Annotated in this window: 20 protein-coding genes; 3 read left to right on the top strand and 17 right to left on the bottom strand. The window is 73.0% G+C overall.

Features of this window, described 5'->3' with window-relative positions:
• The first annotated feature begins 41 nt into the window (after nt 1–41).
• The gene (locus ACIQ9G_RS17140; RefSeq protein ID WP_403609719.1) at nt 42–764 is read left to right on the top strand and encodes a 3'-5' exonuclease; all 723 of its coding nucleotides are present in this window, start codon (nt 42–44) and stop codon (nt 762–764) included.
• Nucleotides 765–834: 70 nt separating this feature from the next.
• On the opposite strand, the gene ACIQ9G_RS17135 is transcribed toward ACIQ9G_RS17140, so the two are convergent.
• Both ACIQ9G_RS17135 and ACIQ9G_RS17130 read right to left on the bottom strand, forming a co-directional pair.
• Nucleotides 835–1,698, bottom strand: a complete 864-nt coding sequence (locus ACIQ9G_RS17135; RefSeq protein ID WP_403609716.1) for a phosphotransferase enzyme family protein — start codon at nt 1,696–1,698, stop codon at nt 835–837.
• Between the two features lie 338 nt (nt 1,699–2,036).
• Entirely contained in the window at nt 2,037–4,286 is a 2,250-nt protein-coding gene (locus tag ACIQ9G_RS17130) for an MMPL family transporter (RefSeq protein WP_403609714.1), read from the bottom strand.
• A gap of 384 nt (nt 4,287–4,670) precedes the next feature.
• Between ACIQ9G_RS17130 and ACIQ9G_RS17125 the strand changes: the two genes are divergently transcribed.
• Nucleotides 4,671–5,219: a DUF1697 domain-containing protein gene (locus ACIQ9G_RS17125; RefSeq protein WP_403609711.1), complete on the top strand. Its 549-nt coding sequence runs from the start codon at nt 4,671–4,673 to the stop codon at nt 5,217–5,219.
• A gap of 116 nt (nt 5,220–5,335) precedes the next feature.
• Nucleotides 5,336–5,953, top strand: coding sequence for a DsbA family protein (locus ACIQ9G_RS17120; protein WP_403609709.1), 618 nt, complete (start codon nt 5,336–5,338; stop codon nt 5,951–5,953).
• Nucleotides 5,954–6,307: 354 nt separating this feature from the next.
• Here ACIQ9G_RS17120 and ACIQ9G_RS17115 read toward each other — a convergent pair whose 3' ends face one another.
• The 15 genes from ACIQ9G_RS17115 to ACIQ9G_RS17045 form a co-directional block, all read right to left on the bottom strand.
• Nucleotides 6,308–7,057, bottom strand: a complete 750-nt coding sequence (locus ACIQ9G_RS17115) for a sirohydrochlorin chelatase (RefSeq protein WP_403609705.1) — start codon at nt 7,055–7,057, stop codon at nt 6,308–6,310.
• A 6-nt stretch (nt 7,058–7,063) separates the two neighbouring features.
• Complete coding sequence (locus ACIQ9G_RS17110; RefSeq protein WP_403609704.1) at nt 7,064–7,948, bottom strand: ABC transporter permease; 885 nt, start codon at nt 7,946–7,948, stop codon at nt 7,064–7,066.
• Complete coding sequence (locus ACIQ9G_RS17105) at nt 7,935–8,714, bottom strand: ABC transporter ATP-binding protein (protein WP_403609702.1); 780 nt, start codon at nt 8,712–8,714, stop codon at nt 7,935–7,937. The genes ACIQ9G_RS17110 and ACIQ9G_RS17105 overlap by 14 nt, the downstream gene beginning before the upstream one ends.
• Nucleotides 8,715–8,749: 35 nt before the next feature.
• Nucleotides 8,750–9,856, bottom strand: coding sequence for an aliphatic sulfonate ABC transporter substrate-binding protein (locus ACIQ9G_RS17100; protein ID WP_403609699.1), 1,107 nt, complete (start codon nt 9,854–9,856; stop codon nt 8,750–8,752).
• Nucleotides 9,857–10,081: 225 nt separating this feature from the next.
• Complete coding sequence (locus ACIQ9G_RS17095) at nt 10,082–11,437, bottom strand: sulfate adenylyltransferase subunit 1 (RefSeq protein WP_403609697.1); 1,356 nt, start codon at nt 11,435–11,437, stop codon at nt 10,082–10,084.
• 2 nt (nt 11,438–11,439) lie between these two features.
• The gene (cysD, locus tag ACIQ9G_RS17090; RefSeq protein WP_356184468.1) at nt 11,440–12,375 is read right to left on the bottom strand and encodes a sulfate adenylyltransferase subunit CysD; all 936 of its coding nucleotides are present in this window, start codon (nt 12,373–12,375) and stop codon (nt 11,440–11,442) included.
• Nucleotides 12,372–12,908, bottom strand: coding sequence for an adenylyl-sulfate kinase (gene cysC, locus ACIQ9G_RS17085; protein WP_403609694.1), 537 nt, complete (start codon nt 12,906–12,908; stop codon nt 12,372–12,374). The genes cysD and cysC overlap by 4 nt, the downstream gene beginning before the upstream one ends.
• Nucleotides 12,909–12,943: 35 nt before the next feature.
• Complete coding sequence (locus ACIQ9G_RS17080; RefSeq protein ID WP_403609692.1) at nt 12,944–13,654, bottom strand: phosphoadenylyl-sulfate reductase; 711 nt, start codon at nt 13,652–13,654, stop codon at nt 12,944–12,946.
• Complete coding sequence (locus ACIQ9G_RS17075) at nt 13,651–13,833, bottom strand: hypothetical protein (RefSeq protein WP_403609690.1); 183 nt, start codon at nt 13,831–13,833, stop codon at nt 13,651–13,653. The genes ACIQ9G_RS17080 and ACIQ9G_RS17075 overlap by 4 nt, the downstream gene beginning before the upstream one ends.
• On the bottom strand, nt 13,830–15,527 hold the full coding sequence (locus ACIQ9G_RS17070) for a nitrite/sulfite reductase (RefSeq protein WP_403609688.1): 1,698 nt from the start codon (nt 15,525–15,527) through the stop codon (nt 13,830–13,832). Before ACIQ9G_RS17070 ends, ACIQ9G_RS17075 begins: the two co-directional genes overlap by 4 nt.
• A 156-nt stretch (nt 15,528–15,683) precedes the next feature.
• Nucleotides 15,684–15,767 carry a putative leader peptide gene (locus ACIQ9G_RS17065; protein ID WP_309486338.1) on the bottom strand — a complete coding sequence of 28 codons (84 nt, stop codon included), beginning with the start codon at nt 15,765–15,767 and terminating at the stop codon, nt 15,684–15,686.
• 127 nt (nt 15,768–15,894) lie between these two features.
• Nucleotides 15,895–16,467, bottom strand: coding sequence for a GNAT family N-acetyltransferase (locus tag ACIQ9G_RS17060; RefSeq protein WP_403609685.1), 573 nt, complete (start codon nt 16,465–16,467; stop codon nt 15,895–15,897).
• A gap of 78 nt (nt 16,468–16,545) precedes the next feature.
• On the bottom strand, nt 16,546–17,880 hold the full coding sequence (locus ACIQ9G_RS17055; protein WP_403609682.1) for a hypothetical protein: 1,335 nt from the start codon (nt 17,878–17,880) through the stop codon (nt 16,546–16,548).
• Between the two features lie 174 nt (nt 17,881–18,054).
• On the bottom strand, nt 18,055–19,344 hold the full coding sequence (locus tag ACIQ9G_RS17050) for a GAF domain-containing protein (protein ID WP_403609679.1): 1,290 nt from the start codon (nt 19,342–19,344) through the stop codon (nt 18,055–18,057).
• A gap of 321 nt (nt 19,345–19,665) precedes the next feature.
• A complete protein-coding gene (locus ACIQ9G_RS17045; protein ID WP_403609677.1) occupies nt 19,666–21,300 on the bottom strand; it encodes an acyl-CoA dehydrogenase family protein in 1,635 nt (544 codons plus the stop codon).
• Nucleotides 21,301–21,412: the final 112 nt, after the last annotated feature.

Below are 21,412 nucleotides of genomic sequence, written 5' to 3'. Positions count from 1 at the left end.
GAGATCACTGGGGGAGAGCACCACCGAGAAGGGGGGCCGCCATGGGCTGGCACCGGGAGCTGCTGATCGGCTTCGACCTGGAGACCACCGGGACGGATCCGCGCGAGGCGCGCATCGTCACCGGCGCCGTGATCGAGGTCAGGGGAGGGGAGCCGCTCGGGCACCGCGAGTGGCTCGCGGATCCGGGGGTCGACATCCCGGCCGACGCGGTCGCGGTGCACGGCATCAGCAACGAGCGGGCGGCCGCCGAGGGCCGCCCGGCCGACCAGGTGGCGGACGCCGTCGCGGACGTCCTGGTGGGGTACTGGAAGACGGGCGTGCCGGTCGTGGCGTACAACGCGGCCTTCGACCTGACCCTGCTCTCCGCCGAACTGCGGCGCCACGGGCTGCCGTCACTGCGCGACCGGCTGGGCGGCGCCGAGCCGGGCCCCGTCGTCGACCCGTACACCATCGACCGCTGGGCCGACCGCTACCGCCGCGGCAAGCGCACCCTCGAAGCGGTCTGCACGGAGTACGGCGTCGTCCTCGACTCCGCCCACGACGCCTCGGCCGACGCGCTCGCCGCGGCCCGCCTGGCCTGCGCGATAGCCGCCCGCCACCCCAAGGTCGCCGCCCTCGGTCCGGCGGAGCTGCACCGCCGCCAGATCGAGTGGTACGCGCGGTGGGCGGCCGACTTCCAGGACTTCCTCCGCCGCAAGGGCGACCCGGACGCGGTGGTCGACGGCACCTGGCCGCTGCGGGAGCCGGCGGGGGAGACGGTCTGACCCGCGTCCGGCCTCCGCGGCCGACCGCCCTGGGCGGACCGCCGGTGGGCCGCGCGCCGCGGACGGCCGCTCAGAACGGGTACCAGCGCACCGTCTCGTCCCCGTCCCGCAGGGAGGCCACCCGGCGTTCGAACTCGGCCAGTGCCCCGGGGCCGGCCGGGGCGTGCTGGGCGACCCAGGCGCAGCTCGCCGTCTCGCGGGCGCCGCGCAGCACCGAGCAGCCCTCCCAGGCGCGCACGTCCCAGCCGTAGGCCGTGGTGAAGGCGTCGTACGCCTCGGCGGGCAGACCGTAGCGGTCGCGGGAGAGGGCCATGACCACCAGGTCGTGCTCGCGCAGGTCGGCGGAGAAGGTCTCCAGGTCGACCAGGACCGGGCCGCCCGGACCGACGTGCACATTGCGGGGCAGCGCGTCGCCGTGGATCGGGCCCGGCGGCAGACGCGGGGTGAGCGCGGCCGCGGCGGCCGCGAAGCCGTCGCGGCGCTCGCGCAGGTACGCCGCGTCCGCCGGGTCGATCGCGTCGCCCGCGAGCCGAAGCCAGCGTTCCACGCCGCCCAGCAGGTCCCGGGGCGGCAGGTCGAAGGGAGGCAGGGGCAGCGTGTGGACGACGCGCAACAGGTGGGCCAGGTCGCGGGGTTCGGCGGGACGCACCGGATCGGCCAGCCGGTGCCAGACGGTCACCGGGTGCCCGTCGACGAGCAGCGCCTCGTCGACGGCGGCCCGCACCGCCGGGACCCCCGCATCGGCCAGCCACACGGCGGTCCTCAGCTCGCGCCGGGCCCGGTCCAGCAGTTCGGCGTCGCGGCCCACCTTGACGACCAGGTCACCGGCGGCGAAGACCGCGTTCTCGCCGAGTGCGAGGAGGCGCGCGTCCCGCACCGGGCCGGGCAGCGCCCCCGCCGCGGCCAGTACGTCCCGCGCCCGTGCCTCGTCCATCGTCCGCCTCCGTGTCCGCGCCGGCCGGCGGCCGCTCGCGTTCGCGTGCGCCGCCCCGTGCGCTTCGCGGTGCGCGTTGCGCGGTCGCCGGGCTCCCGTTCGTTCGAACGGCCAGTGTCCCATTCGGCGAGGTCGCGGCCCGCGTGCGGTGCCCCGAGGGCGGGGACGCCGTCCCGGCCGGGCGAAGACGGGTCCGGCGGGCGATCGTGGCGCCGCGCCGACCGCGGGCCGCGCGGGCGAGGGCCCGCCGGCCTCCCGAAGCCGACGGGCCCTGCGTTCGCGGAGCCGGCCCCCTGTCGCGGGGCCCGGCCCTCGATGTCCCGGTCGGGAGGCCGGGGTCAGACCCCCAGCCGCTCGCCCTCGGTGCGTGCGGGGGAGGCGGCGGCGCCCGCCTCCGGCGCCTCGTCGTGCGTGAGGTCGGGCAGCCGGTGCAGCCACCTCGGCAGGTACCAGTTGCGCTCCCCGAGCAGCGCCATCACGGCGGGCAGCAGCACGCCCCGGATGACCGTCGCGTCGATGAGCACCGCGGCCGCCAGGCCCACGCCCATCTGCTTCATGGACTGCATGGACAGCGTCCCGAAGATCGCGAACACGGCGACCATGATAACCGCGGCACTGGTGACGACCCCCGCCGTGGTGACCACGCCGTGCTGGATGGCGTCCTTCGTGGTCCGGCCGCGCAGCCGTGCCTCGCGGATCCGGGAGACCACGAACACGTGGTAGTCCATCGACAGGCCGAAAAGGATCACGAAGAGGAACAGCGGCAGCCAGGTGACGATGGCGCCGACGCCCTCCGCGCCCACCAGGGACGCGCCCCAGCCGTGCTGGAAGACGGCGACGAGGATGCCGTACGCCGCGCCCACCGACAGCAGGTTCAGCACGATCGACGTGATCGCCACTGTCAGCGAGCGGAACGACACCAGCATCAGCAGGAAGGCGAAGACAACGACGAAGGCGAAGACCGGCACGACCGAGCCGACGAGCTGCTCGTTGAAGTCGTGCGAACCGGCGACCTGCCCGGTGATCGGCGCCCGGACCCCGTCGACCGCGCCGAGCGTCGCGGGCCGCACCTCGTCGCGCAGCTTCTCCAGGCTCGCGCCGGCCTTGTCGAAGTCGGAGCCGCCGACCAGCGGGACGTAGACGAAGGCGACGTTCCGCGCCGCGTACGTCCTGATGTCCACCGGGCCGCGCGAGGCACCCGAGGAGACCGCCCGCTCCTTGAACCGCGCCAGCGCCTCCTGGACCTCCGGCGCCTTGATGTCCCTGGCCTTGACGACCACCTGGGCCGGCTCGGAGCCGCCGGGGAAGGCGTCGTTGACCCGGTTGTACGTCTGCACGATGGGCAGCGAGTCGCCGAACTCCTGGTCCAGCGTGAGCTGTGAGGTCTTCATGCCCAGCGCCGGCGCCGCGACGGCGAGCAGCGCACCGACGGCCACGACGACGGAGACCACGGGCCGGGCCAGCACACCCCGCAGCACGGTGGTCCAGAACCGGCTCTCGCCGCTGCCGCCCCGGCGCCGCCGCCGCAGGAACGGGATACGGCCCTTCTCGACCCGCTCGCCCAGCAGCGACAGCAGCGCGGGCAGCACGGTGACCGAGCCGACCATCGCGACCGCCACCACCATCAGTGAGGCCAGACCCATCGCCTCGAACTCGGCGAGCCCGGTGAACAGCATCCCCGCCATCGCCACGCACACCGTGACACCGGAGACGACGATCGCCCGGCCGCTGGTCGCGGCGGCGATCCGCAGCGCCGTCCCCGCGTCCCGTCCGGCGTCCCGCTCCTCCCGCTCCCGGCGCAGGTAGAACAGGCAGTAGTCGACGCCGACCGCCATGCCGACCAGCAGCATCACGGAGTTCGCGGTGTCGCTCATCGGCTGCAGATGGCTCACGATGCCCATCAGGCCCATCGTCGCCATGATCGCCGTGACGGCCAGGGCCACCGGCAGCAGCGCGGCCACCAGCGCGCCGAAGGCGATCAGCAGAATGCCGAGGGCGACCGGCACCGCGGAGTACTCGGCCTGCTGGAAGTCGTTCCCGAAGGCGTCGGAGTACTGCTTCCTCATGCTGGCGCCGCCGATCTCCTCGATCCGCAGCGAGCCGTGGTCCTTCTGGACACGCTCGACGGCCTTCAGCACCGGCTCGACACGCTCGCCGGCGGTGTCCGCCGCGCCCCGAATGTCGAACTGCACCAGCGCGCTGCGGCCGTCCTTCGAGATCGTCCTGGTGTCGTACGGCGAGGTCACGTCCGTGACCCGCCCGGTGGCGCCGACCGCCGCGACGACGTCGGTGACGGCGGCCCGGAACTCCGGGTCGGTGGCCTTCGTCGTGCCGTTCCGGGCCTGGACCAGGACGCTCTCGCTCGCCGGCTGCTTGATTCCCGCGTCCTCGATGATCTTCGCCGCCGTGTGCGTCTCGCCCTTGAGCTGGTCGCTGTCCTTGACGTCCACCCGGCCCGCCGCCGAACCGAGTCCCATCGCCAGGACGACGAACACCACCCAGATGCCGACCGCCGCCCATCGGTGCCGTGCGCTCCAGCCGCCGGCCCGCGCGGCGAGGCCGCGCACCCGCGCTTCCTGGTTCCCCATGACGGCCTGCCCCCTCGTGCGCGGTGACGGCCCCCTGCCGCCACCTTCCGCTCCGACGGTAGGGGCGGCAGGGGGGACGTCTCGTCGTGCTGGCCGGTGAAGTGCCGCGACCGCGGCTACTCCTCCCGGACCCCGGCTCCTCCGCACCGGGGAGGACGGCGGCCCCTTACAACTACCGTGTGTTCTAGGGGGTGATGGCCAGGGTGTCCGTTCCGCCGGAAGGGCTCGGCTTTGGGAAGAGGAAACCTTGTTGAACACGTCACAGCCGCGTGTAGGAGTTGATCCACACGCCGGGATCCGCAAGGGTTTCTTTCGTCCGGCCCCACGGCCGGTGGCCGTCGTGCCCGCCCCCACGGGGCACGACGGCCGCTCTATGGTGGGGGCATGACGAGGTATGCGGCGCTGCTGCGCGGGATCAACGTCGGCGGCAGCAGAAAGCTCCCGATGGCCGAGCTGCGCGCGCTCATGGACGGGCTCGGCTACGCCGGGGTCGGCACCTATCTCCAGAGCGGCCAGGCCGTCTTCGCCACCGGGCACGGCGACGAGGAGTCGCTCGCCGCGGAGCTGGCGTCGGCAGTCGAGAAGCGGTTCGGTTTCACGGTGGACGTGATCGTGCGCGACCACTCCTATCTGCGGGCCGTCGCCGAGGCCTGCCCGTTCCCGGCCGCCGGGCTGGAGGGGAAGCAGCTGCACGTCACGTACTTCTCCCAGGCCGTCGAGGCGGCCCGCTTCGCGGAGATCGACCCCGGCAGCCATCTCCCCGAGGAGTTCCGCCTCGGCGACCGGGCCCTGTACCTCTACGCCCCCGACGGCCTCGGCCGTTCCAAGCTCGCCGAGCAGCTGTCGCGGCCCCGGCTCACCAAGGGGCTGATCGCCACCACGCGGAACTGGAACACCGTGCTCAAGCTGATCGAGCTGACCGCCGGGGAGTGACCGCGGGGCGCCGTTCGAGGAGCCGCCCCGCCGACGGTGGCCGACCCGGGTGGACCAGGGAAAAGCCCGCTGATTGGGCCGGGAAGGTGTGCCGGTGCGCCGTTAGCCTCGCGGACATGACGACCACCTCGCCCACCCGTGTCGACTTCTACTTCGACCCCGCCTGCCCCTTCGCCTGGATCACCTCCCGCTGGCTGCTGGAGGTCGAGCGCGAGCGGCCGCTCGACCTCCGGTTCCACGCGATGAGCCTCTACCTGCACAACATCGGCAACGAACTGCCCGACTGGTACCGGACATTGGTCGACAAGTCCCTCGGCCCGGTACGGGTCGCCGTGGCCGCCGCCGCACAGTACGGCGACAAGGTGCTGCGCGACCTCTACACGGCGTTCGGCACCCGCATCCACGAGGGCGCGGGGGAGGACTTCGACGCGGTGATCGCCGAGTCCCTCGCCGAACTCGGACTTCCGGCCGAACTCGCCCGCGCCGCCCACGACCCGTCGTACGACGACGCCGTGCGCCGCAGCCACGACGCCGGTGCCGAGCCCGACTCGGGCGGCTACGTGGGCACGCCCACCCTTCATGTCGACGGGACGGTGTGGTTCGGCCCGGTGCTGGGCGCCGTCCCGCGGGGTGCCCGCGCGGCCGAACTCTTCGACAGCTTCCGGGTGTTGGCGAGCTGCCCCGACCTCTTCGAACTCAAGCGCACCCGCACCGGCGCCCTGCGGTTCGACTGACGGCCGAAAATCGACCCTGACGCACGCCCCGCGGTGACACATGCGCCCGTCGTGACGCTGAAGCAGAAGCCGACCACGGCACGCCGGCCTTCCGGCGGGCGGTGGCCGGCCGCCCGCGGACCGGCACCACGGGGGAGTGCCGGCCCGCGGACACCTCCCGTTTCCCGGGCCGGGACAGCCCGCCCGGCCCCCCGGCTCCCGGGACAGCCTGCCCGGCCCCCCGGCTCCCGGGACAGCCTGCCCGGCTCCCGGGACAGCCTGCCCGGAGCCCGGAGCCCGGAGCCCGGAGCCCGGAGCCCGGAGCCCGGAGCCCGGAGCCGGAGCCCGGAGCCGGAGCCCGAAACCGGGTCGCCCTCAGGCGCCCAGCGCGGTCAGGGCCGGCCTGCGCGCCGCGTCGTACCGCTCCAGCAGTACGCGTGCCACCTCCGGGGCCGGGCCCAGCACCTCGGCCAGGACGTCCGCCCGCGCCTCGGCCGCGCCCCGCGCGATGCGGTCCGGCAGAAAGCCCGGCGCGAGGACGTACGGCGCGACCGCGACCCGCGCGCAGCCGAGCGCCCGCAGTTCCCGCACCGCGTCCTCGGTGCGGGGCAGGGACGCGGAGGCGAACGCGGGCCGCACGGCGCACCAACCGGTGTGCCGCCACTCCCGCGCGATGTCTGCGATCACCGCGCTCGCCTCCGGGTCGGTGGACCCCGCCGAGGCCAGCACGAGCCCGGTCGAGGACTTCTCGGCGGGGTCCAGCCCCGCCTCGTACAGGCGCCGCTCCAGGGCCCCGATCAGCAGCGGCGACGGGCCGAGGACCTCCGCCTGCCGGATCCGCAGCCGCGGGGGCGCCTCCCGCAGCACCGCCGGGATGTCCGCCTTCGCGTGGAAGGCGCGGGTCAGCAGCAGCGGCAGGACCACGACGTCCCGCACCCCCTCCGCCGCCAGCGACCCCAGCACCGCCGGCACGGACGGGACGTTGAAGTCCAGGAATCCGGTCTCCACGCGCAGCCCGGGCCGCATCCGGCGCACCCTCTCGACGAGGGCGTGCACGGTCGCGGCATGGCGCGCGTCGCGGCTGCCGTGGGCGACGACCACGAGGACGGGGGACGGGTGGCGCATGGGAGTTCAGCCCTTGACGAGGAGTCCGCGGCTGCGCAGCACCCACCGCTCCAGCGGACTGAAGATCAGCAGGTCGATGGCGATGCCGACGATCAGGATGAGCAGGATGGCCTCGAAGACCATGGCCATGTCGCTGGCGTTGCGGCCGTTCTCCAGCAACTGGCCGAGGCCCACGCCGAGGTCCGGGAAGGAGGCGATGATCTCCGCCGCCATCAGCGAGCGCCAGGCGAACGCCCAGCCCTGCTTCAGACCGGCCACATAGCCGGGCAGCGCGGCGGGCAGCGTGATGTGCCAGGTGCCCTTCAGGCCGGACGCCCCCATGGTGCGGCCCGCCCGCAGGAACAGCGGCGATACCTGGTCGACGCCGGAGACCAGGCCGTTGGCGATCGAGGGCACCGCGCCGAGCAGGATCACCGCGTACATCATCGAGTTGTCCAGGCCGAGCCAGATCACGGCCGGGGGCACCCACGCCACCGACGGCAGCGACTGCAGACCGGACAGGATCGGGCCGATGGCCGCGCGCACGAACCTCACCCGGGCCACCAGCAGGCCCAGAGGGGTGCCGATGAGCAGGGCGAAGAAGAAGCCCAGCAGACCGCGCGAGACGCTGGTCCAGATGAAGCCGAGCAGGGTGCCCTGCAGCCACGCCTCCCGGACCGTGTGCCACACCGCGGCCGGCGAGGGCAGCTTGGTCGGGTCCGCGACGATCCTGAGGGTGATCAGCCCCTGCCACACGGCGAGGACCACCACGACGGCGATCACCGGCGGCAGGATCTTGTGCACGAGGGTCTGCCGGAACGGCGGGCGGCCCGCCGTCCTCGCCTCCAGCGCGTCGAGGCCCGCCTCGACGCTCGCCGCGTCCTGGGCCGTCCTGGTCTCAGTGCTGGCCATGGCGCCGGATCTCCCCCCGCAGTACTTCGGTGATCTCGATGGACAGTTCGGCCACCGGGGCGTCCTCGATGCGCCGCGGCTGCGGAATGTCGACCGTCCACTCGCGGGCCACCCGGCCCGGCCGGGAGGACAGCAGAACGACGCGCTGCGCGAGACGTACCGCCTCGCGCACGTTGTGCGTCACGAACAGGACGGACAGGCCCGTCTCCTGCCAGATCCGGGTCAGCTCGTCGTGCAGCACGTCCCGGGTGATGGCGTCCAGCGCGGCGAAGGGCTCGTCCATCAGCAGCAGGCCGCTCTCCTGCGCGAGGGCGCGCGCCATCGCCACACGCTGGCGCATCCCGCCCGACAGCTCGTGCACCCGCTTGCCGTACGCGCCCTTCAGCCGGACGAGTTCGAGCAGCTCCTCGGCCTTGCCGCGCCGGTCGGACCGGGGAACCCCCCTGAGTTTCAGGGCGAGTTCGATGTTCTTGCCCGCGGTCAGCCACGGGAACAGGGCGTGCTCCTGGAACATCAGCGCCGGACGCCCGCCCGTCGTGATGGAGCCGGTGGTGGGCCGGTCCAGGCCCGCCACCAGGTTCAGCAGCGTGGACTTGCCGCAGCCCGAGGCCCCCAGGAGGGTGACGAACTCGCCGGGCGCGACATCGAGGCTGATGTCGTCCAGGACGAGCTGCCGCCCACCCGGTCCCGCGAAGGACTTCGAGACACGCTCAAGGCGAGCCGCGTGCGCGACGGATTCGTCGGCCTTGGCGAGGATCGTGGCCATGGTCGTCACCTCCTGCAATGGGTCGGGGTCGTGGGTCAGCGTGTGCCGAGACCGGCGTCGGACACGGTGCTCCGGCCCGCGCCCTCAAGGACCTTGTTGAGGATCGTGAGGTCGTAGATCCCCTTCAGGTCGGGCTCGGCCAGCAGACCGGCCCTGGCCGCGTGCTCCGCCTCGGTGCCGAGGGTCGAGGCCAGCGGGTCGTCGGTGGTCTGGATCGACTTCCACGCGGGGTCCAGGACGTTCGCGGGCAGCGCCTTGCCGGAGTCCGCCTCCAGCTGCCTGTTCGCGGCGGCCTTCGCCCGGTCCGGGTTGGCGTGGATCCACTTGTTGGTCGCGACGGAGGCCCTCAGCACGGCCTCGACGGCCTTCGGATGCCGGGCGAGGAACTTCTGCGACACGATGATGTTCGTGATCACGAACTTCTTGCCGGGCCACAGCGAGGACTCGTCGAGCAGCACCCTGCCGCCCTCGGCGACCAGCTTGGACGCGGTGGGCTCGGGGACCCAGGCGCCGTCGATCGAGCCGGACCTGAAGGCGTCCGGGGTCACCTTGTTGTCGCTGCGGACGACGGTGACGTCGCCCTTGCCGCTCTGGGGGTCCACCTTCCAGCCCTGGCCGGCGGCCCAGTTGAGGAACGCGACGTCCTGCGTGTTGCCGAGCTGGGGCGTGGCGATCCGCTTGCCCTCGACGTCCTTCAGGGACGTGATCTTCTTCGGGTTCACGACCAGCTTCACACCACCGGACGCCGAACCCCCGATGATCTTCAGGTTCTTGCCGCCCGACTTGGTGTAGCCGTTGATCGCGGGGGAGGGGCCGATCCAGCCGATGTCTATGGAGCCGGCGTTGAGGGCCTCGATCTCGGAGGGGCCGGCGTTGAAGGTGGCGTACCGGGCCTTGGTGGCGCCGAGTTCCTTCTGGAAGATGCCCTGCTCACGTCCGACGAGCGCGGTCGCGTGGGTCAGGTTGCCGAAGTAGCCGATCTTCACGGAGTCGAGGCCGTCGACCTTCTTCGCCCCGGCGGCGACCTGCTGGCGGGAGGAGTCGTCCTTGGCCTCGGAACCGTAGCCGCAGGCGGCCAGGGTGAGCAGCGGCAGCGCGGCGATCACCGCGAGGGTACGGCGGAGCGAGGGTGTGGCAGGCACGGGAGGGTTTCCTCTCGGAGGCCCGGCGGTCACGGTCTCTCAGGTCGTGGCCGGGAGGTCGGCAAAGGGTTTTCGTCGCTTCCTGTGGGGGGACGGGGCGCGCAGGCGGTGCGCGTACGTCATCGCGCACATCGCGCCACTCCGCCCTGCCCGCTTCCGAGGGCGCCGCTGCCGACCCGGCCGCCCTCCTTCGCGAACGTCGTGTAGAAATCGGTGGAGTTCATCTCAGAAGTCCCACCCGTCGTCCTCGGCCCCGTCCCGGACCGGCTCCGGCGCGGCGAACGACTCGCCGACCATGCCCGCGGTCAGCGTGGTGCCGTCGCTCGGGTCGATCAGGATGAACGAGCCGGTGCGGCGCGAGTCGGCGTAGGAGTCGACCGGCAGCGGCTCGGCGGTGCGGATCTTCACCCGGCCGATGTCGTTGGCGGCGAGCTGTCCCGGGTGCGGGTGCAGGGACAGGTCGTCGAGGGTGAGGCGGGAGGGGATGTCCTTGACGATCGCCTTGACCGTGCGGGTGCCGTGCTTGAGCAGCACCCGGTGGCCGACGGTGAGCGGCTGGTCGGCGACGTGGCAGACGGTCGCCTCCACGTCCTGCGTGGTCGCGGGCGCGTCCTTGCTCGGCACGATCAGGTCGCCGCGCGAGACGTCGATGTCGTCCTCCAGCTGGACGGTCACCGACTGCGTCGTCCAGGCCACGTCGACCGGCTCACCGAGCAGGTCGATGCCGCTGATCCGCGAGGTACGCCCCGAGGGCAGGACCGTGACCCGCTCGCCGACCCGGAAGCCGCCGGCGGCGATCTGGCCCGCGTAGCCCCGGTAGTCCGGCAGATCGGCGGTCTGCGGGCGGATCACGTACTGCACGGGCAGACGCGCGTGGCAGTGCGCCAGGTCGTGGCTGACCGGCACGGTCTCCAGGTGTTCGAGGACGGTGGGGCCGCCGTACCAGTCCATGGTCGCGGACGCCTCCACCACGTTGTCGCCGGCGAGCGCGGAGATCGGGATCGCGGTGACCTCCGGGACGCCCAGCTCGGTCGCGTACGCCGTGAACTCCTCGGCGATTCCGGCGAACACGGACTCCTGGTAGCCGACCAGGTCCATCTTGTTCACGGCGAGGACGACGTGCGGGACGCGCAGCAGGGCGGCGATCGCGGCGTGCCGGCGGGTCTGCTCGACCACGCCGTTGCGGGCGTCGACCAGGATCACCGTCAGCTCGGCCGTCGAGGCGCCGGTGACCATGTTCCGGGTGTACTGCACATGGCCCGGGGTGTCGGCGAGGATGAAGCGGCGGCGCGCGGTGGCGAAGTAGCGGTAGGCCACGTCGATGGTGATGCCCTGCTCCCGCTCGGCGCGCAGGCCGTCCGTGAGGAGGGCGAGGTCCGGGCCCTGCTGCCCGCGGCCGGCCGAGGCGCGTTCCACGGCCTCCAGCTGGTCGGTCAGGACCGACTTGGAGTCGTGCAGCAGACGGCCGACCAGGGTCGACTTGCCGTCGTCGACGGAGCCCGCGGTGGCGAACCGCAGCAGGGTGGTCTCCGACAGCTGCTCGACCGACAGCGGCTCGGTGGGTTCGGTGGTGCTGGTCATGGCTAGAAGTACCCCTCGCGCTTGCGGTCTTCCATCGCGGCCTCGGAGAGCTTGTCGTCGGCGCGGGTCGCCCCGCGCTCGGTCAGCCGGGACGCGGCGATCTCGGCGATGACCGCCTCCAGCGTCACCGCGTCGGAGTCGACCGCGCCCGTGCACGACATGTCACCGACGGTCCGGTAGCGCACCTGGCGCTTCTCCACGGTCTCGCCGTCCTTCGGACCGCCCCACTCGCCCGCCGTCAGCCACATCCCCGACCGCCGGAACACCTCCCGCTCGTGCGCGAAGTAGATCTCCGGCAGCTCGATGCCCTCCCGGGCGATGTACTGCCAGACGTCCAGCTCGGTCCAGTTGGACAGCGGGAAGACCCGCACGTGCTCTCCGGGCGCGTGCCGCCCGTTGTAGAGGTTCCACAGCTCGGGGCGCTGGCGCCGCGGGTCCCACTGGGAGAACTCGTCGCGCAGCGAGAACACCCGCTCCTTGGCGCGCGCCTTCTCCTCGTCGCGGCGGCCGCCGCCGAAGACCGCGTCGAACCGCTCGCTCTGGATCTTCTCCGTCAGCGGCAGCGTCTGCAGCGGGTTGCGGGTGCCGTCGGGGCGCTCCTTGAGCACACCGCGGTCGATGTAGTCCTGCACGGAGGCCACGTGCAGCCGCAGGCCGTGCCGGGCCACCGCGCGGTCGCGGTAGTCGATGACCTCGGGGAAGTTGTGCCCGGTGTCGACGTGCAGCAGCGCGAACGGCACCGGCGCGGGCGTGAACGCCTTCAGCGCCAGGTGCAGCATGAGGATGGAGTCCTTGCCGCCGGAGAAGAGGATCACCGGGTTCTCGAACTCCCCCGCGACCTCGCGGAAGATGTGCACCGCCTCGGACTCCAGGGCGTCGAGGTGGGAGAGCGCGTACGGGCTCCGGGTGCCGTCCTGGAGCTCGGTGGCGGTCGTCATGCCAGTCCCCTTTCGCTGAGCAGGGCGTACACCGACGCCGCGGACTCCTGCACGCTCTGGTGCTGCGACTCGATCCGCAGATCGGGCGACTCGGGCTCCTCGTACGGGTCGTCGACCCCGGTCAGGCCGGTCAGCTCACCCGCCGCCTGCCGGGCGTACAGGCCCTTCACATCGCGCACGGAGCACACCTCCACCGGGGTCGCCACGTGCACCTCCAGGTAGGCCGTCCCGTTGGTTTCGTGCCGCTTGCGCACCGCGTCGCGGCTGTCCGCGTACGGCGCGATCACCGGGACCAGCGCGGTCACGCCGTTACGGGCGAGGAGTTCGGCGACGAAGCCGATGCGCTGGACGTTGGTGTGCCGGTCCTCACGGCTGAAGCCGAGACCCGCGGAGACGAACTCGCGGATCTCGTCGCCGTCGAGCACCTCGACGCGGTGGCCCTCCGCGCGCAGCCGGCCGGCCAGCTCGTGCGCGATGGTGGTCTTGCCGGCACTCGGCAGACCCGTGAGCCAGACGGTGGCTCCGGTGGTCACGTGGAACTCCTGATTCGTAGAGAGCTCGGTCATGGTCAGCCGTGCAGCCCGCACTCGGTCTTGGCGCGTCCCGCCCAGCGGCCGGCGCGCGCGTCCTCGCCCTCCAGCACCCGCCGGGTGCAGGGGGCGCAGCCGACGGAGGGGTACCCGTCCATCAGCAACGGGTTGGTGAGCACGCCGTGTTCGGCGACGTAGGCGTCCACGTCGGCCTGGCTCCAGCGGGCGATGGGCGAGATCTTGACCTTGCGCCGCCGGTCGTCCCAGCCGACGACCGGGGTGTCCGCCCGGGTCGGGGACTCGTCGCGGCGCAGCCCGGTCGCCCAGGCCCGGTAGCCCGCGAGCCCCTCCTCCAGCGGCCGCACCTTGCGCAGCCGGCAGCACAGGTCGGGGTCGCGGTCGTGCAGCCTCGGGCCGTACCCGGCGTCCTGCTCGGCGACCGTCTGCCGGGGGGTGAGCGTGATGACGTTGACGTCCATCACGGCCTCCACCGCGTCACGGGTGCCGATGGTCTCCGGGAAGTGGTAGCCGGTGTCCAGGAACACCACGTCCACGCCCGGCAGGGCACGGGAGGCGAGATGGGCGACCACCGCGTCCTCCATGGACGAGGTGACGCAGAACCGCCTGCCGAAGGTCCGCGCCGCCCACTGGAGGATCTCCAGGGCGGAGGCGTCCTCCAGGTCCCGGCCCGCCTGCTCGGCCAGCGCCTTCAGGTCGTGTTCGGTGGGTTCTTCCTGAGTGGTCGTCATATCCGCTCGTCCCCTTGGTCGTCGGCCCGCCTCAGCCCCCGCGCCAGCAGCCCCAGGAACTTCAGCCGGAAGGCCCGGTTGCACGCCGCGCATTCCCAGGCACCGTGGCCCTCCTCGCTCGGCCGCAGGTCCTCCTCGCCGCAGTAGGGGCAGTGGAAGGGCACCGCACGCTCGCTCACGACAGCGCCTCCTCGGAGGCGCGGGCGGCCCAGGCGGCGAAGCGCTCGCCGTCCTCGCGCTCCGCCTGGTAGCGCCTGAGGACGCGCTCGACGTAGTCGGGCAGCTCCTCCGAAGTGACCTTCAGACCGCGGACCTTGCGGCCGAACCCGGCCTCCAGGCCCAGCGCGCCGCCCAGGTGCACCTGGAAGCCCTCGACCTGCTCGCCCTCGTCGTCGACGACGAGCTGGCCCTTGAGACCGATGTCCGCGACCTGGATACGGGCGCAGGCGTTCGGGCAGCCGTTGAGGTTGATGGTGATCGGCTCGTCGAAGTCCGGCAGGCGGCGCTCCAGTTCGTCGATCAGGTGGGAGCCGCGGGCCTTGGTCTCGACGATGGCGAGCTTGCAGAACTCGATGCCGGTGCAGGCCATGGTGCCGCGCCGGAACGAGGACGGCCGGGCGGTCAGGTCCAGCGCCTCAAGGCCGTCGACCAGGGAGTCGACCTGCTCCTCCGCGACGTCGAGGACGATCATCTTCTGCTCGACGGTGGTGCGGATCCGTCCGGAGCCGTGCGACTCGGCCAGATCGGCGATCTTCGTCAGCGTGGCGCCGTCGACGCGGCCGACCCGCGGCGCGAAACCGACGTAGAAGCGGCCGTCGCGCTGGCGGTGCACGCCGATGTGGTCGCGCCACCGCTGCACGGGCTGCTCGGGGGCGGGACCGTCGGTCAGCTTCCGCTGCAGGTACTCGTCCTCCAGCACCCGGCGGAACTTCTCGGCACCCCAGTCGGCGACGAGGAACTTCAGCCGGGCCCGGTTGCGCAGCCGGCGGTAGCCGTAGTCGCGGAAGATCGAAAGCACGCCCTCGTAGACGTCCGGGACCTCGTCCAGCGGCACCCAGGCGCCCAGCCGCACGCCCAGCTTGGGGTTGGTGGACAGGCCGCCGCCGACCCACAGGTCGAAGCCCGGCCCGTGCTCGGGGTGGCGGACGCCGACGAACGCGACGTCGTTGATCTCGTGGACCACGTCCAGCACGGGCGAACCCGAGATGGCCGTCTTGAACTTCCGCGGGAGGTTCGAGTACGCCGGGTTGCCGAGCACCCGGCGCTTCATCTCCTCCAGCGCGGGGGTGCCGTCGATGATCTCGTCCTCGGCGATGCCGGCGACCGGGGAGCCGATCATCACGCGGGGGGTGTCGCCGCAGGCGGTCACCGTGGACAGCCCCACGGCCTCCAGCCGGTTCCAGATCTCGGGCACGTCCTCGATGCGGATCCAGTGGTACTGCACGTTCTGCCGGTCGGTGATGTCGGCGGTGCCACGCGCGAACTCCTGCGAGATCTCGCCGATCACCCGCAGCTGCCGCGTGGTGAGCGCGCCGCCGTCGACGCGGACCCGCAGCATGAAGTAGCGGTCGTCCAGCTCCTCCGGCTCCAGGACCGCGGTCTTGCCGCCGTCGATCCCGGGCTTGCGCTGGGTGTAGAGGCCCCACCAGCGCATCCGGCCGCGCAGGTCGCTGGGGTCGATCGAGTCGAAGCCCCGCTTGGAGTAGATCGTCTCAATACGTGTCCGCACATTGAGACCGTCGTCGTCCTTCTTGACCTGCTCGTTGCCGTTGAGCGGGGTGAAGTGACCCACGGCCCACTGACCCTCGCCACGGTGACGGCTCACCTTGCGGCGGGGAGTCGCGGCGGCGGGCTTCTGGGGGGTGGCGGCCATGGCTGATACGTCCTTCGGGACTTCGAAACAGGCAGGAAACGGCCCTGACCTGCGCGGATGTACGCAGGGGGCACCCGCGTGCGTCAGTGCGCGGCAGGCGGGGAAAACGGGGGATCGGCGTTGCCGGACCCGGGGCGAAAGGCCTCCGGGGTCGGATCAGCTCGCCGGACAGATGGCGCTGGACATGCGGCCGAGGTCGACGTGCCGTCGACTCACCAAGGCGATTCCAGTTCCAGACATGACGGCAGCGTGGCACGGAGATCTGGACACAGTCCAGCTTTATCCATCATGCGGACACCCTTGTCCCGGAATACGGGACAAGGGTGTCTTCGGTCACAGGGTGCGGCAGCGGCCCGGTCCGTGCAGGTCAGGCCGGGTACGCCCCGGGCCAGGGGCCCGGAGTGGGAACCTCCGGTTCCTCCTCGACCTGGGTGTCGAACAGCTTGAACCCGCGCCGCTCGTAGTTGTCCATCGCGTGCTCGCCGTCCTTGCTGCACGTGTGCACCCAGACGCGCTTGGTCGGCGCGAGCCCCGGCCACCGGTCCGCGAGGTCCCAGGCGCGGGCGGCGCCGTACGACAGCAGGTGCCCGCCGATCCGGCGGCCCCGGAAGGCGGGGATCAGCCCGAAGTAGACGATCTCCACGACCCCGTCGTCCTGCGCCTCCAGCTCGATGTACCCGGCCGGCGTGCCCCGGTCGTACGCCACCCATGTCTCGACGGCCGGCCGCTCCAGGTGCTCCCGCCACCGCGCGTACGACCAGCCGAGCCGGTCCGTCCAGCGGATGTCGCCGCCCACGGACGCGTACAGGAACCGGCTGAACTCCGGTGAGGGCACCTCGGCGCGGACGATCCGGACGTCTCCCTCGGGCGCGGCGGCGGGAAGGAGGTCGCTCGGGGCGGTCTGCTCCAGGGACCAGGTGGTCACGGCGATGTTCGTCATGCCGGTCAGGGAATCACCCGCCCCCGTGGGCTGTCGATCGTAGGTGACCACTGTCGCAGCGTGCTCCACGGGGGACGGCTATCGCAGCGCGCGCTCCACGGAGGACAGCGGCACTGCGAACAGGGTCCGCCCCGACAGCGACCAGACCTCGCCGGTGCCCTGCCAGTAGGACAGGGACCCGGTGCCGTCGCCCCAGCAGCGGTGGGTGTCCTCGGAGCCGCACGTGGCCGCCTTCGCGCCCCGCACGTCCTGCCGCCACAGCGTGCCGTGCCCGCCCCGGGAGCCGGGGGGCCGGACCAGGTACCAGCCGGGACGCGCGGACGGGCCGGTCCGGTACGACAGCACGCCCCGCACCCCGTCCGCCTTCGACTCGTACGCCTCGTCCGCGGCCACCGTCCCGGCGGAGCCCGCGGCCAGCAGGCCGGAGCGGGCCGGGTCCCGGCTGAACGAGTACCGCCACAGACGCGTGGGCCGCTCGCTGCCCCGGGGCCCCGCCTCGCTCGCGACCAGGCTGTCCGGAGCGGAGCCGCGGTCCAGCGACAGGCTGTCGGGACAGGGGGCGCCCGGTGCCGCCCGGTCGCATCCCGCGCCGACCGGGCGGTACGAGGCGACGGCGGGCAGCACCCAGCGGTAGCCGTGGGCCGACCATCCGCCGGGCACCTTGCCGACCGCGTCCCCGGCGACGGTGGCGCGCTGGATGCGGTGCAGGTCGAAGACGTACAGCGCGTCCCGCTCGGCGCCCGAGGCGGTGACCAGGAGCTTGTCCTGGTACCAGACCATGCCGGACACCCGCGAGACGAGCCCGCGGTAGTCGCGCCCGCCGTCGACCGGGACGGCGAGCAGGGCCCAGGTGTAGCTGAGGCGGGCCGGGTCGTCCGCGTCGACGAAGGCCACCCGGGCCAGCCCGCGGTCCGCGTCCGGGCCGCCACCGCGGGTCCAGCCGGAGAGGATCACGCGGTTCGTCCCCCACGCGCCGTCGTCGTCGGCGTCGCCCGAGGTGGTCACCGACTCCGGACGCCACAGGCTCGTGGCGGCGTCGGCGGGGTCCCAGCAGTACGCGCGGGTGGGCTCGGGCACGACCGGCAGCGCCTTCCGCTCCTCGCGGGTGCAGTCGGCCGCGTCGCGCAGCGTGCGGTCGGCGGCGCGCAGCACCGCGCCGACGCCGACCGGCCGGCCCATCGCCGCGGCCAGCCGGTCCAGGGACCGCTGCGGCACCCGCTGCTCGGTCAGCCGCAGCCGGCCGAGGTCGGCGGGGGAGGTGAGCGCCTTCAGGGCCCCGGGGCTGTTCTCGACCGTGGCCTGCGAGGCGCTGATCAGCGTCGCGGCGGCGGTGAGGGCGAGGGCCGTCCCGGACAGGACGGCGCGCAGTGCCCTGCCCCGCCGGCGCCGGCGGTGTCGGCCGCGATGTTTCATGGACAACCTCCCGAGGCGGGCCAACTGCGCCGCAAGGTCAGTGCGTTGACCAAGGAGCAGGTGGGGCGACCCAGAGGCGATGCTACGGCAGTCCGGGGCGCCGCAGGCATAAGACCCTGCAAATATGCGGAAGATGTCACCTAAAGGCCATCCGTGCTACCTCACGCGAACCTCTCACGGCACCCGGCCCCCCTCACGCCCGTTCCGCACCGTCCGTGCCGCCGAGTGCGGCAGCAGGTCGCGCGGATCCTCCGGCAGCACCACCTCGACCTCCGCGTCCTGGCCGAACCGGTACGGCCGGTGCTCCAGGAACGCCCCGAGATAGCGTCGTACCCGGGACATCTCGGCGCGCACCGTCACCCTGCGGGCCGGATCGCCGAAGACGTCCTCGGCCAGCTCCGCCGCGCTGCGGCCGGCGCGGTGCACGGCGAGCAGATACAGCAACTCTGCGTGCCGGGGACTCAATTCGTGGCTCCAGGAGCCCGCACCGCCGGAGACCGTCACCGACCAGCGGCGCGGCCGCCCCAGATCCAGCGCGATCCGGGCCGCGCCCTGCCCGGCCGGATCCTCACCGGCCCGCACCAGCCAGCCGCCCGCCAGCGGCTCCAGGCGGCACAGGCCGACCGAGGGCAGCCACCGGCGACCCGCCGACGGCGACTTGGGCAGCACGATCCGCGGGGTGTACGGCATTCCCGCCACCGCCGCCGTCCAGCCGTCCCGGTCCACCACCGCCGCGCGGCCGCCCAGCCGGGCCAGCACCGGCGCCGCCACCGCGCGCAGCCGCTCCAGCGAGGCCAGATGCCGCTCCCGCAGCCTCGCCTCGGCCAGCTTGGCCACCGAGTCGACCCAGGCCAGCGTCGCCGGGTGCATGGTCTCCAGCGGGCCGCTGACGTCCACCACACCGAGCAGCCGGCCGTCCCGGGGGTCCGTGATCGGGGCGCCGGCGCAGGTCCAGGCCGCGTGCGAGCGGACGAAGTGCTCGGAGGCGAATACCTGCACGGGTCTGCGCACCACCGCCGGGGTGCCCACGCCGTTGGTGCCGACGACGTCCTCCCCCCAGTCCGCGCCCAGTTCGAAACCCAGCCCGTCGGCCCGGCGCAGCACCGACGGGCTCCCCTCCCGCCACAGCACCCGGCCGTCCGCGTCGGCGACCACCATGATGTGGTGGGCGACGTCCGCCACCGACAGCAGACCCTGGCGCAGCACCGGCAGCACCGGCCTGAGCGGCGAGGTCTCCCGGCGCCGCTCCACCTCCTCGCGGGGCAGCAGCCCGGCGCGGAAGTCGCGGTCGGGGTCGACCCCGCCGCGCAGCATGCGTTCCCAGGACTGCCCGATCACCGGCCGCGGAGGCATCCGCGTGCGCTGCCCGGCGAGCGCCGCGGAGCGCACCTCGCTGAGCATCCGTGCCGCCAGCGCCGTATCGGTGGCGGCGAGCTGCGTCACGTCCCTAGGCGCTTTCGCCACTGGGTCCTCCCGGAGACGGGGCCACGGGCAACCGGTGCCGGCGGCCCGTTTCAGCCATGAACCGGCGCCCTCCCGGCTGTCCGGTTCATAGTGCCGCTCTCCGGTGACGGAAGGGCACAGTCCGGTCACGGCACCAGGAAGTTGCAACCCCTTGCAACCCTGGTGGACGGACCCGTGCTGTTTGAAACTTGTGCGACGTCGCCCCGTGCGGCGTCCGTGGCCTCGAACGGGCCGGATCAGCGGGGGTGGTGCCGTGTCGGCGCAGCACCACCCCCGCGTCCCCTCCGGGGCACCGAGAGAAGACCGGTCGCCCGGTCTCTTTCAGGACACCGGCCGCGCCCGCTCCACCACCGAGGCCAGGTCCAGTGTGTGCGGCAGGGTCCCGAAGGCCGACCCCCAGTCACCGCCCAGACGCGAGGCGCAGAAGGCGTCCGCCACCGCGGACGGCGCGTACCGCACGAGCAAGGCACCCTGGAGTACCAGCGCCAGCCGCTCCACCAGACGCCGGGCCCGCCCCTCGACGCCGTCCAGGTCGGCCAGTTCGGTGAGCAGGTTCTTGATCGCCCCGTCCAGGCGGTGGTCGGCGCCGCGCGCCCGGCCGACCTCCCGCAGATAGGCGTCGAGCGCCGCCGGCTCGCGCCGCAACGCCCGCAGCACGTCCAGCGCCTGGATGTTGCCGGCTCCCTCCCAGACGGAGTTGAGCGGCGACTCCCGCACCAGCCGGGCCATGCCCCATTCCTCGACGTACCCGTTGCCGCCCAGGCACTCGGAGGCCTCCACCGCGACCGGCGCGCACCGCTTGGTCACCCAGTACTTGGCCGCCGGGACCGCCAGCCGCAGGAAGGCCCGCTCCTGCTCGCCGCCGTCGTCGTAGGCGGCGGCGAGCCGCAGCGCCAGCGTCGTCGCCGCCTCCGACTCCAGCGCCAGGTCGGCCAGCACGTTGCGCATCAGCGGCTTGTCCACCAGCGGGCCGCCGAAGGCCGCGCGGTGGGTGCAGTGGTGGACCGCCTGTGCGACGGCCTGCCGCATCAGCCCCGCCGAGCCGAGGGCGCAGTCGAGGCGGGTCGCCGCCACCATCTCGATGATGGTGCGCACCCCGCGCCCCTCCTCGCCGACCCGGCGCGCCCAGGTGCCGTCGAACTCGACCTCGGCGGAGGCGTTGGACCGGTTGCCCAGCTTGTCCTTGAGCCGCTGGATCAGGAACACGTTCCGCGTGCCGTCCTCCAGCACCCGCGGGACCAGGAAGCAGGTCAGCCCGCCCGGTGCCTGCGCCAGCACCAGGAAGGCGTCCGACATCGGCGCCGAGCAGAACCACTTGTGCCCGGTCAGCTCGTAGGTGCCGTCCTCGGCGAGCGGCCGCGCGGCGGTGGCGTTGGCCCGTACGTCGCTGCCGCCCTGCTTCTCGGTCATGCCCATCCCGAACAGGACCCCGGCCTTGTGCCGGGCGGGCCGCAGCTCCCGGTCGTAGATCACCGACGTCAGCCGCGGCTCCCACTCGGCGGCCAGCTCCGGGTCGGTGCGCAGCGCGGGCACCGCCGCGTGCGTCATCGACAGCGGACAGCCGTTGCCCGCCTCGACCTGTGTCCAGACCACGAAGGCCGCCGCCCGCCGCACATGCCCGGACGGCCGCGCCCAGGCCGCCGTGAGGCCCGCCGAGACGCCCTTGCCGAGCAGCCGGTGCCAGGCCGGGTGGAACTCGACCTCGTCGACGCGACGGCCGTGGCGGTCGTGGGTGCGCAGGCGCGGCGGGTTCTCGTTGGCCTGCGTCCCCCACTCCTGCAACTGCGCCGAGCCCGCGGCCCGGCCGAGCGCCGACAGCTCGCCGCGCACCTCGTCGAGCAGGTCCGCCCCGACATGCCGCCCGACGGCCTCGGCGAGGGCGCGGTCGGTGGCGAAGACGTCGTGGCCGGACAGGGGCGGCGCCTGGTTGGTCACGGTATGAGTGCTGGCTGCCATGGAACGGAACCTACCCCGTGGTACGGCGCCGGTCATCAGACGGGCGCCGCGGGCGGCCCGCCCCCGCCCGCGCCCGGTGTCCTGCCTGGTCGACGCCGCCGGGGGGTGGGTG

This window comes from Streptomyces sp. NPDC096152, assembly GCF_044763235.1.
In the GTDB taxonomy this organism is placed as follows: Bacteria; Actinomycetota; Actinomycetes; order Streptomycetales; family Streptomycetaceae; genus Streptomyces.
The sequence above is the reverse complement of the archived record's forward strand: the minus strand, read 5'-3'. Positions and strand labels throughout refer to the sequence as shown.